Genomic DNA, 11001 nt, shown 5'->3' with positions numbered 1-11001 from the left:
ACAACTCTCCGGAGAGACTGCTTGCTTCGAACACCCGAAGGCGTTGTCAGCGCAGCCTTCGATTATGCATCGTTTTCGTCCGCATCGTCAACTTCCGAGGACTTTTTTCGCCCAGCCTCCAAAGAAGCCACTGGAAGTCATCGAGGGCCTCCTCCTCTTCAGGTGAACGAGCCCACCTCTTTCCATACAGACAAGAAAAAAGCCGCTCAAGAGCGGCTTTCACATTCAGCGGGCTACTGCTTAGTAATAGCGCGAGCTGTTCATGCGGCGCATCGCTTCATACAGCGTGGGCATGCGCACTTGCTGCGAGCGGGCGCTCGTGCGGGCCAGTGCGTCGATCTTGGCGGCTTCGGCGGCAGGCACTGTGCCTTCCGATTGCTGACGCCACATCGCAGCCTGCAGCTCTTGCATGATGCGCGGGTCGTTCTGGGCGGTTTCCAAGAAGCGGGCGTCGGCACGGGCAGAAGCGCGGCGCTCGGCGGCAGCGCGCCAGGCACCGGCGATGCTGCTTTGGCGCACCGAGCCTGCGAACAGCGCGAACAAGGCGATGGCGGTGATGCAGAACACGGTCCAGGCAGCAAGCAAGCCGCCTTCGTTCCAATTGGAAACGAGGGAGTCGGTCACCACCAGTACCGCCGCCGCGATGGCGACGATCAGCAGCGCGACGAGCGGGCGGGTGCCGTTGGCGCCGGCGCGGGCGGCCTGGATCTGGCCGAACAGGACTTCGGCGCGACGCACGCCGGGGTGGACAGTAGGTTGGTCAACGTGAACGAAGCTGGTCATGATGCATCCCTCCTGGGACAGTGGTAATCAGTGGTGGCGAACAAGGCCGATGCAGTGATATTAGGGCTTACCCTAGTGCGTATCAACTTTATCTTTCTGATGTTTATCATTCACAGGATTGATGGATGTCAACTTTCGCACGCTCGACCTCAACCTGCTTCGCGTCTTCGACGAAGTGATGGCGGAGCGCAACCTCACGCGCGCCGCCCGCAACCTCTCGATCACGCAACCGGCGGTGAGCAACGCGCTGAGGCGCCTGCGCGAAGTGCTGGGAGACGAGCTGGTGCGCCGCTCCGGCGCCGGCGTCGAACCCACGCCGCGCGCGCTGGCCCTGTGGCCGACGGTGCGCGACGCTCTGCGCCAGCTGCAGCACACCCTGGCTCCCGGCGAGTTCGATGCGGGGGTTGCCGACACCACCTTCCTATTAGCGATGGCCGATGCCACCGCGGCCGAACTGATCCCCGGACTGGTACAGATCGCCGAAAAGGAGGCACCCGCCATCTCGCTGCGCGTGCTCCCGCTGACCACGCGCGACCCGCGCCGCATGCTGGAACAAGAAGAGGTCGATATGGCCGTCGGCTACTTTCCGGCGGTGATCGCGAGCCTGGCGGCGCGCGGGCAATCGGGCGTGGGGGTCGCGTTCGAAACCCAGCGGCTCTACCTGGGCCAGTATGTATGCGTGATGCGGCGCGGGCACCCCCTGGCCAACGCGCCCCTTACGCTCGACGACTATTGCGCGGCGCGGCACCTGCTGGTGAGTTTTTCGGGGCGGCCATACGGCTTCATCGACCAGACGCTGGGCGCCCTGGGCCGCGAGCGGCGCATCGTGGTGACGGTGAACCAGTTCTTCACGGCGGGACGGGTGGTTGCCAACTCAGACCTGCTGACAGTGCTGCCGCGTCACTTCGTGACCGTGACCGGCATCGACGACCAGTTGGTGCTACGCGACCTGCCCTTCGACCAGCCGCCGGTGCATGTGGATGCCATCTGGCACCGGCGCGCCCAGCACGGGCATGCGCACGAATGGCTGCGAACGGCGTTGTTGCGCTCGGCAGCCGCGGCTTTCGCCGGGTCGGTCCTCGGACAGAAGGTGCCCGGCTGACCGGAGGGATCAGCGAACGACGCTGAGCCAGGCCGAGGCGGCGGCGCGCAGTTCCTGCGCGTGATGGGCTCCACGGCCGGCGCGCATATCGGCGCTTTCCATCAACGCGGCGGCATGGCTGGCCGGGGCGTTGGCAGCGGAGGAACGGAAGAAACGGGCCACTTGGGCAATGAGGCTGAACATGACAGTGCGCGGCTCGTGGCAGCGCTGGAGTGGTTGATGGTTCAAGAATAAGGGTTATCCCTAGTAATTCAAGCCAAGCCTTATGCGCTTCATGCATGGGGCAATTCACCTAGACTGCCCCGACGATGAAGCTTCAACTGCTCTCCGACCTGCACCTGGAGTCCCATCCCCGCTTCCATGCCGAGCCCGTGCCGGGTGCCGACATGCTGATCCTTGCAGGCGACATCGGCTCCTACCAGCAGGGCTCCCGCCTGACCGATGCCGACTTCGGCCTGGGCCGCTTTTCGCCCCGCAACGGCTGGCCGGTGCCGGTGGTCTATGTGCCAGGCAACCACGAATACGACAACCTCGATTTCGACGAGACCCACGGCCGCCTGCGCGCACTGTGCGAGGAGCTCGACATCCTCTGGCTGGAGCGCGAAACGCGGGTGATCGACGGCATCCGCTTCGTTGGCACGACGCTGTGGGCTGACTTCGATGCACTGGCCGAACCCACCGACAGCCTGGCCGAGGCGCTCAAGAAACGCGGCAAGGCAATGCGCGCGGCCGATTTCTACCTTGAAAAAGCAGCCACCATGCGTAACGGCGAACTCTTCCTCGCCCCGCAGCTGCGCGACCAGGCGCTGGCCTGCCAGGCCTGGCTCACCGAGGCGCTGGCCGAGCCTTTCGACGGCACCACGGTGGCCATCACCCACTTCGCACCCAGTCTCGAGAGCGGCGACCCGCGCTACGGATTGACGCCCGGCACGGCCGGTTTCTGCAATGCGCTCGACGAACTGCTGCCCCACGCCAAGCTGTGGCTGCACGGTCATCTGCATTGCCCTTCCGACTATGTAAAGAATGGTTGCCGCGTGGTAGCCAATCCGCTGGGCTACGCGCGAAATGGCGAGCAGGAGGGCTTCAAGCCCAACCTGCTGATCGACGTGCGCTGAAAGAACGGCGTCACGCGCCGTAACACGGTAACGGCCGGCAACGTACGCGCCACTGCCGCTGTGTAGACTGATTCGAGCCCATCTCACCGATGGAGGAGAGCGCCATGACGCAACAGCAAGAACAACGACGCACTTTCCTGAAACAGACCGCGGGCGCTGCCGCAGCCACCGGCTTGCTGGGCATCTGGCCACGGGCTTTCGCTCAGGGTCCGGGCGAAGGCGCGGGCAAGGCCATGGGCCAGCTGTCGATGGCCGAGATGTCGCGTCGCCTCGCCGCCGGCTCCCTCAGCAGCAGTCAACTGGTGGAGGAAGCGCTGGCCGCCATCCAGAACCCGGCCGGCGAAGGCGCTCGAACCTTCATACGCGTGCACGCCGACTCGGCCCGCGCCGCCGCGGCGCAGCTCGACACCGAACGCAAGAGCGGCCGCGCGGCCGCTTCGCCGATCGCCGGCATCCCGATCTCGCTCAAGGACTTGTTCGACGAAGCCGGCATCACCACGCTCGGCGGCTCGACAGTGCTGGCCGGCCAGCCGCCGGCGGCGCGCGATGCCCTCGTGGTCGAGCGGCTGCGGCGCGCCGGCGCGATCATCATCGGGCGCACCAATACAGTCGAGTTCGCCTACACCGGCCTCGGCATCAACCCGAACTACGGCACACCGAAGAACGTCTACGACCGCGCGACCGGCCGCATTCCGGGCGGCTCGACTTCGGGCGGCGCGATCTCGGTGGCCGACGGCATGGCAGCCGGCGCCATCGGCACCGACACGGGCGGCTCGCTGCGCATTCCAGCCGCCCTCAACGGGCTGGTGGGCTTCAAGCCGACGCAGCGGCGCATTCCGCTGGAAGGCGTGATGCCGTTGTCGACCTCCTTCGACTCGGCCGGGCCGATGGCCTGGACGGTGGAAGACTGCGCCCTGCTCGACTCCGTGCTGGCCGCCGAACTGCCGCGCCCGCTGCGCGTGCTGCCGCTGCGCGGCCTGCGCTTCGCGGTGCCCAAGACCTTCTTCCAGGACGACCTGTCGCCGCCCGTGGCCGCGGCCTTCGCGTCGGCGCTGTCCAAGCTCTCGGCCGCCGGCGCCACGGTCACCGAACTGCCCATGGCCGAGTTCGCGAAGGCGCCGACCATCAACCCACGCGGCATGATCACCGCCGCCGAGGCCTTCGCCTGGCACCGCGACTTCATCAAGAGCGCCGCCGCCAAGTACGACCCGCGCGTGCTCGCCCGCATCAAGACCGGCGAAACCATCACCGCGCCCGACTACCTGCAGTTGCAGGCGCTGCGCCGCCAGTTCATCCGCTCGATCAACACGGCCGCCGCGGGCTACGACGCCATGCTGATGCCCACCACGCCCGACATCGCACCGCCGATCGCCGAGGTGCTGAAGGACGACGACACCTACTACCGCATCAATGCCCGCATGCTGCGCAACCCCTCCGTGGTGAACCTGTTCGACGGCTGCGCGCTCTCGGTGCCCTGCCACGACGTCGGCACGGCGCCGGTCGGGCTGATGGTGGCCGGCATCGGCAACACCGACCACCGGCTGCTCGCGGTCGGCGCGGCGGTGGAAGCCGTGGTGACGCCGCGGCGCGCGCTCAGCAGCTGATACGGCACCCGCCTGCACGGCGGATGCCGACGGATCGACGAAACAGCCCTTGCTCGTTCAAGCGCCGCCGCGGCCCTTGGACACCAGGCGAATGCCGGGCATCAGCTCGGCCGCCAGCTCCGGCCGCTCCAGCGCGTAGTCGAGGTTCATGCGCGCGATCTCGACGTGTTCTTCGCCCAGCGCCTGCGCCCGCGAGCCCTGGCCGCGCTCGATGGCCTGCACCATCGCGTGGTGCGTGCGGTGCGCCTGGCGCATCCACTGCTGGCCCTCTTCCATGGACGACTGCATCGGCAGCATCGCGCTCGGCGCGGCGAAAGGTTGGCCGCCCAGCATGTCCATCACGCGCTTGAGCGCGAGGTTGCCGCATCCGTCGACGATCAGCTTGTGGAAGCGGTCGTTCATCTCGACGTAGGCCGCGTAGTCGTCGATCTCCATGCTGGGCTTGTTCACCGCGCGGTCGCCGGCTTCCAGGCAATCCTTCAGGTCGCGCAGCAGCTGGCGGGGCGCACCGTCCTCGGCCAGCAGGCGCGCCGCGAAGCCTTCGATCACGCCGCGCACGCGAATGGCGTCGGCCACTTCCTGCGAGGTGAAGCGGCGCATCTGGTAGCCGCCCGAAGGCGACTGCTCGATCAACCCTTCGTGCTCCAGGCTGGCCAGCGCGAGGCGCACCGGGGTGCGCGAGGCTTCGAGTTTCTCGGCCAGCGGGATCTCGGCCAGCCGCTCTCCGGGCACGAATTCGCCCTTGAGAATCATGTCGCGCAGCTGCACGAGCACGCGGGATTGTTGGGAGTCCATCGGCGGATTCTAGGAGACGCGCCCGCTATTGCACGCAGCGTATTTACCTTGGCTCGGATGTTGCATGCATTCACAAGAAGCAAGTGTCAAAAACCAAAGATACGCTCAGCGTTTACCCTGATTTTTGCCATCTCAAGCCCCGAATAAGGACTGAATCGCGGATGAAAGTTTGACCTGGAGCGAGAATCACCAAGACAATGCATACAGTTGCATGCAATGCCTGCAGACCTCTTTCCACAGAACCCACGATGGAGCCCGCACGATGATCAGCGCCGAGCAGAACGATTTCATCACCCGCGTCGGACCCGGCGCGCCCGCCGGCCAGCTGCTGCGCCGCTACTGGCAGCCGGTGGCCCTGGCCGACGAGCTGGCGGGCCCGCGCCCGGTCAAGCCCGTGAAGCTCATGGGGCAGGACTTCGTCCTGTTCCGTGACGAGAGCGGCCAGCTCGGCATGCTCGACCGCGACTGCCCGCACCGCGGCGCCGACCTTGCCTTCGGCCGCCTCGAGAACGGCGGCCTGCGTTGCGCCTTCCACGGCTGGCTGTTCGACGCCAAGGGCAACTGCCTCGAGACCCCCGCCGAGCCCGCCACCAGCAAGCTGTGCAGCCGCATCAAGCAGTCGGCCTACCCGGTGGTCGAGAAGGCCGGCGTGGTCTTCGCGTACATCGGCGAGGGCGAGCCCCCGGCCTTCCCCGACTTCGACTGCTTCGTTGCGCCCGACAGCCACACCTTCGCGTTCAAGGGCTTGTTCGAATGCAACTGGCTGCAGGCGCTCGAAGTGGGCATCGACCCCGCGCACGCCTCGTACCTGCACCGCTTCTTCGAGGACGAAGACACCTCCGGGAGCTACGGCAAGCAGTTCCGCGGCGCCTCGGCCGACTCCGACATGCCCATCACCAAGGTGCTGCGCGAGTACGACCGGCCCGACATCAGCGTCGAGCCCACCGACTACGGCTTCCGCCTCAAGGCGCTGCGCAAGCTCTCCGAGGACACCACCCACGTGCGCGTGACCAACGTGGTGTTCCCGCAGGCCTTCGTGATCCCGATGAGCGCCGAGATGACCATCTCGCAATGGCACGTGCCCGTGGACGACACGCACTGCTACTGGTACGCCATCTTCACGAGCTTCACCGGCCCGGTCGACAAGCAGCAGATGCGCGACCAGCGCCTGAAGCTCTACGAGCTGCCCGACTACACCTCGCGCAAGAACAAGCGCAACAACTACGGCTACAGCATCGACGAGCAGCTCACCGAGACCTACACCGGCATGGGCGACGACATCAACGTGCACGACCAGTGGGCGGTGGAGTCGCAGGGCGCCATCCAGGACCGCACGCGCGAGCACCTGGGCAGCACCGACAAGGGCATCATTGCCTACCGCCGCGTGCTGGTGAAGGCCATCGAGGCCACGCTCGCCGGCGAGACCACGCCGATGCTCATCGACGCGGCACAGGCCAGCGCGATGACCGGGCCGCCTTCCATCGACGGTATCGGCCGCAACGTCGGCGACGAAGCCGCCACCGAGGCCTACTGGCAGGACGCCGACCGCGCGCGCCGCCTGAAGTCCGACTGGGCCTCTGCACGGCTCGCTGCCTGAGCACGCGCCATGACCAGCCACACATTCGTCGACCGCTTCGGTCTCTGGTCCGACGACCAGCACGCGCAGGCCAGGGAACTGGTGCGCCGCATCGACAGCGGGGAGGTCGACCTCGTCCGCTTCGCCTGGCCCGACCAGCACGGCATCCTGCGCGGCAAGACGCTCGTCGCCACGGAGGCGCGCTCGGCGCTATGGGAAGGCGTGAACCTCACCTCCACGCTGCTGGCCAAGGACACCTCGCACAAGACTGTGTTCCCGGTGTTCACGCAAGGCGGCGGCTTCGCCATCGAAGGCCTGCAGGGCGGCGCCGACTTCACCATCGTGGCCGACCCCGCCACCTTCAAGATCCTGCCGTGGTCGCCGCGCACCGGCTGGATCCTGTGCGACGCCTACATGGCCGACGGCATGCCCTGCCCCTTCGCGACGCGGCAGATCCTGCAGCGCGCGGTGCGCCAGCTCGACACGCTGGGGCTCGATTTCATCGCCGGCCTCGAGGTCGAGTTCCACGTCTTCAAGCTGGACGACGCACGCATGGGCCTGGCCGATTCGGGCCAGCCCGGCGAGCCGCCGCGCGTGTCGCTGCTGTCGCACGGCCACCAGTACCTGACCGAGCTGCGCTACGACCGCGTCGACACGCTGATGGAGCTGCTGCGCTCGAACCTCATCGCGCTCGGCCTGCCGCTGCGTTCGCTCGAGATCGAGTTCGGCCCGAGCCAGTTCGAGCTGACCTTCGGCCCCACGGCCGGCGTGATGCCCGCCGACACCATGGTGCTGCTGCGCAGCGCCATCAAGCAGATCTGCCAGCGCGCCGGCCTGCATGCCACCTTCATGTGCCGCCCGAAGATCCCGAACGTGATGTCCAGCGGCTGGCACCTGCACCAGTCGCTGCGCCGCAAGAGCGACGGCGTGAACGCGTTCATGCCGCAGGCCGAGGGCCAGACCCTGAGCGAGATCGGCATGCACTACCTCGGCGGCCTGAAGGCGCACGCCTGCGGCGCGGCCGCGCTGGCGAGCCCCACCATCAACGGCTACCGGCGCTACCGCCCCTTCTCGCTCGCGCCCGACCGCGCGATCTGGGCGCGCGACAACCGCGGTGCGATGCTGCGCGTACTCGGCGGCGTGGGGCAGAACGCCTCGCGCATCGAGAACCGCGTGGGCGAGCCGACGGCCAATCCGTACCTGTACCTCGCGTCGCAGCTGTTCTCGGGCCTGGACGGCATCCACCACAAGACCGACCCCGGCCCTTCGGCCGACGCGCCTTACGAAACACCGGCCGAACAACTGCCGCGCTCGCTGGGCGAGGCGCTGGCCTGCCTGCGCCGCGACGAAATGCTCAACGCGCAGATGGGCAAGACCTTCGTGGACTACCTCTGCCACATCAAGGAAGCGGAGATCGCCCGCTTCAACCTCGAGGTCAGCGAGTGGGAACACCGCGAGTACTTCGACATGTTCTGACCCCGAGACCCATGCCCACGATCCACTACATCCTCAAGGACGGCGCCACGCGCGCGGTCGACGCCAAGGTCGGCGCCAGCGTGATGGAGACCGCCATCCGCGGCAACGTGCGCGGCATCGACGCCGAGTGCGGCGGCTGCTGCTCCTGCGCCACCTGCCACGTCTACGTGGACGACGCCTTCATCGACCTGCTGCCGCCGCCCGACGACATGGAGAGCGCACTGCTCGACGCCGTCGCCTCGGAGCGCAAGCCTGGCTCGCGGCTGAGCTGCCAGCTCAACATCACCGCGACCTTCGATGGCCTCACGGTGCGCGTGCCCGATACCCAGATCTGAAGCGCGGCTCGGGCATCATCGCCCGCTTTGCACATCCGGTTACACGACAGCGACCCCCGAGCGGGCGCATCCATTCCACCTGAAAGGCGTTTTCCAATGACGATGACCAAGAGAACCATCCTCTCGACCCTGCTGCTGGCCGGCCTCGGCCTGCTCGGTGCCACAGCGCAGGCCGCCGACGAGCCGCTGCGCATCGGCCTCATTGCCACCTACTCCGGCCCCTACGCCGACTACGGCCGCCAGTTCGACGCCGGCATCGCGCTCTACCTGAAGGAGCACGGCGGCAAGGTGGGTGGCCGCACGGTCGAGATCATCAAGAAAGACACCGCCGGCCCCGCGCCCGACGCCGCCAAGCGCATCGCGCAGGAGCTGATCGTGCGCGACAAGGTGAACGTGCTCACCGGCCTGGACTTCAGCCCCAACGCGTACGCCGTGGGCGCCATCGCCACGCAGGCCAAGATCCCGACCATCGTGATGAATGCCGCCTCCTCGGCCATCACCACCAGCTCGCCCTACGTGGCGCGCCTGTCCTTCACCGTGCAGCAGGTCACCGACCCGATGGCGCGCTACATGCTCAAGGAAGGCATCAAGGACGCCTACACCGTGGTCGCCGACTACGCCTCGGGCGTCGACGCGGAAACCGCCTTCAAGAAGACCTTCACCGCCGGCGGCGGCAAGGTCTCGGGCGAAGTGCGCACGCCGATGAACAACCCCGACTTCTCGGCCTACGTGCAGCGCATCAAGGACGCCAAGCCCCAGGCCGTGTTCTTCTTCTTCCCCTCGGGCGTGATGCCGCCGGCCTTCCTGAAGGTGTGGAAGGAGCGCGGCATGGAGCAGGCCGGCATCAAGCTCTACGCCACCGGCGAAGCCACCGACGACAGCTACCTCGACGCCACCGGCGACGTGGCGCTGGGCCTGGTCACCAGCCACCACTACTCGTTCGCACATCCCTCACCCAAGAACCAGAAGTTCGTGAAGGACTTCGCCGCCGACAACGGCGCCAAGCTGCGCCCGAGCTACTTCGCCGTGACCGCGTACGACGCCATGGCCGCCATCGACCTCGCGCTGGCCAAGACCAAGGGCGACACCGGCGGCGACAAGTTCATGGACGCACTCAAGGGCCTGAGCTTCGAGAGCCCGCGCGGCCCGATCGAGATCGATGCGGCCACGCGCGACATCGTGCAGACCGTCTACATCCGCAAGACCGAGCGCGTGAACGGCCAGCTGGTGAACGTCGAGTTCGACAAATTCGACCGCGTGAAGGACCCGGCCAAGGAAGCCGCCGCCGCCAAGTAAGCAAGCCAGCAGGAAATTCATGGGCATCGTGATCTTCGACGGAGTGGCCTACGGCATGCTCCTGTTCCTCATCGGCGTGGGTCTGTCCATCACGATGGGGCTCATGAATTTCGTCAACCTCGCGCACGGCAGTTTCGCGATGGTGGGCGGCTACGCGGCCAGCGTGCTGACGAACCACTTCGGCCTGGGCTTCGGCCTCTCGCTGGCGGTGGCCTTCGTGTCGGCGGCGGTGGTGGGTGCGGTGCTGGAGTTCGTGTTCTACCGGCGGCTGTACCGCGCGCATCCGCTGGACCAGGTGCTGCTGTCGATCGGCGTGGTGTTCGTGTCGATCGCCGCGTTCACATACTTCTTCGGCCCGACGATGCAGCCCTTCACGTTGCCGCCGGCGCTCGACGGCCAGGTGTCGCTGCTGGGCCTGGAGGTGGGCCGTTACCGCCTGTTCCTGATCGTCTGCGGCGTGGTCGTGCTGCTTGCGTTGCTGCTGGGCCTGGGCAAGACGCGTTATGGCGCGATGGTGCGTGCGGCGGTGGACAACCAGCGCGTGGCGGGCGGCACCGGCATCCACGTGCAGCGCCTGTTCTTCCTGACCTTCTCCTTGGGCTGCGGCCTCGCGGGCCTCGGCGGTGCGCTGAGCCTGGGCATGCTGGGGCTGGAGCCGTCGTTCCCGCTCAAGTACCTCGTCTACTTCTTGATGGTGGTGTGCGTGGGCGGTGCGGGCACCGTCACCGGGCCGTTCATCGCGGCGCTGCTGGTCGGCATCGTCGACGTGGCGGGCAAGTACTACCTGCCTGAAGCTGGCGCCTTTCTGATCTACGTCTTCATGATCGTCATGCTGCTGGTGCGGCCCAACGGCATCGTCGCGAAGAAGGGGCTCGCATGATGTGCGCGTTTCTTTCGGGGTGCGCTCACCTGTTGATCA

Annotated in this window: 11 protein-coding genes; 8 read left to right on the top strand and 3 right to left on the bottom strand. The window is 67.0% G+C overall.

All coding sequences use genetic code 11. The annotated features are described in order from the left end of the window. Nucleotides 1-240: 240 nt before the first annotated feature. A complete protein-coding gene (locus tag ACEOAB_RS30265; protein WP_413751190.1) occupies nt 241-783 on the bottom strand; it encodes a hypothetical protein in 543 nt (180 codons plus the stop codon). 121 nt (nt 784-904) lie between these two features. Between ACEOAB_RS30265 and ACEOAB_RS30260 the strand changes: the two genes are divergently transcribed. Further along, nucleotides 905-1885 (top strand): LysR family transcriptional regulator, encoded by a 981-nt coding sequence (locus tag ACEOAB_RS30260; protein WP_056600342.1) that lies wholly within the window; start codon nt 905-907, stop codon nt 1883-1885. Nucleotides 1886-1894: 9 nt separating this feature from the next. Here ACEOAB_RS30260 and ACEOAB_RS30255 read toward each other — a convergent pair whose 3' ends face one another. Then, entirely contained in the window at nt 1895-2068 is a 174-nt protein-coding gene (locus tag ACEOAB_RS30255) for a hypothetical protein (protein ID WP_413751191.1), read from the bottom strand. Between the two features lie 125 nt (nt 2069-2193). On the opposite strand from ACEOAB_RS30255, the gene ACEOAB_RS30250 reads away from it, so the two are divergent. After that, entirely contained in the window at nt 2194-3000 is an 807-nt protein-coding gene (locus ACEOAB_RS30250) for a metallophosphoesterase (RefSeq protein WP_413751192.1), read from the top strand. Between the two features lie 104 nt (nt 3001-3104). Continuing rightward, nucleotides 3105-4604: an amidase gene (locus tag ACEOAB_RS30245; protein ID WP_495653336.1), complete on the top strand. Its 1500-nt coding sequence runs from the start codon at nt 3105-3107 to the stop codon at nt 4602-4604. Between the two features lie 57 nt (nt 4605-4661). Here ACEOAB_RS30245 and ACEOAB_RS30240 read toward each other — a convergent pair whose 3' ends face one another. Then, entirely contained in the window at nt 4662-5399 is a 738-nt protein-coding gene (locus tag ACEOAB_RS30240) for a GntR family transcriptional regulator (protein WP_413749128.1), read from the bottom strand. A gap of 262 nt (nt 5400-5661) precedes the next feature. Here ACEOAB_RS30240 and ACEOAB_RS30235 point away from each other — a divergent pair, with 262 nt between their 5' ends. The 5 genes from ACEOAB_RS30235 (at nt 5662) to ACEOAB_RS30215 (ending at nt 10962) form a co-directional block, all read left to right on the top strand. Continuing rightward, nucleotides 5662-6996, top strand: coding sequence for an aromatic ring-hydroxylating dioxygenase subunit alpha (locus ACEOAB_RS30235; RefSeq protein ID WP_413749127.1), 1335 nt, complete (start codon nt 5662-5664; stop codon nt 6994-6996). A gap of 9 nt (nt 6997-7005) precedes the next feature. Continuing rightward, complete coding sequence (locus ACEOAB_RS30230) at nt 7006-8451, top strand: glutamine synthetase family protein (RefSeq protein ID WP_413749126.1); 1446 nt, start codon at nt 7006-7008, stop codon at nt 8449-8451. Between the two features lie 11 nt (nt 8452-8462). Continuing rightward, nucleotides 8463-8786, top strand: a complete 324-nt coding sequence (locus ACEOAB_RS30225; protein WP_056600325.1) for a 2Fe-2S iron-sulfur cluster-binding protein — start codon at nt 8463-8465, stop codon at nt 8784-8786. Nucleotides 8787-8882: 96 nt separating this feature from the next. After that, nucleotides 8883-10082, top strand: a complete 1200-nt coding sequence (locus ACEOAB_RS30220) for an ABC transporter substrate-binding protein (protein WP_413749125.1) — start codon at nt 8883-8885, stop codon at nt 10080-10082. Between the two features lie 19 nt (nt 10083-10101). Next, nucleotides 10102-10962, top strand: a complete 861-nt coding sequence (locus ACEOAB_RS30215; RefSeq protein WP_413749124.1) for a branched-chain amino acid ABC transporter permease — start codon at nt 10102-10104, stop codon at nt 10960-10962. Nucleotides 10963-11001: the final 39 nt, after the last annotated feature.

This window comes from Variovorax sp. Varisp53 (assembly GCF_059491555.1).
The sequence above is the reverse complement of the archived record's forward strand: the minus strand, read 5'-3'. Positions and strand labels throughout refer to the sequence as shown.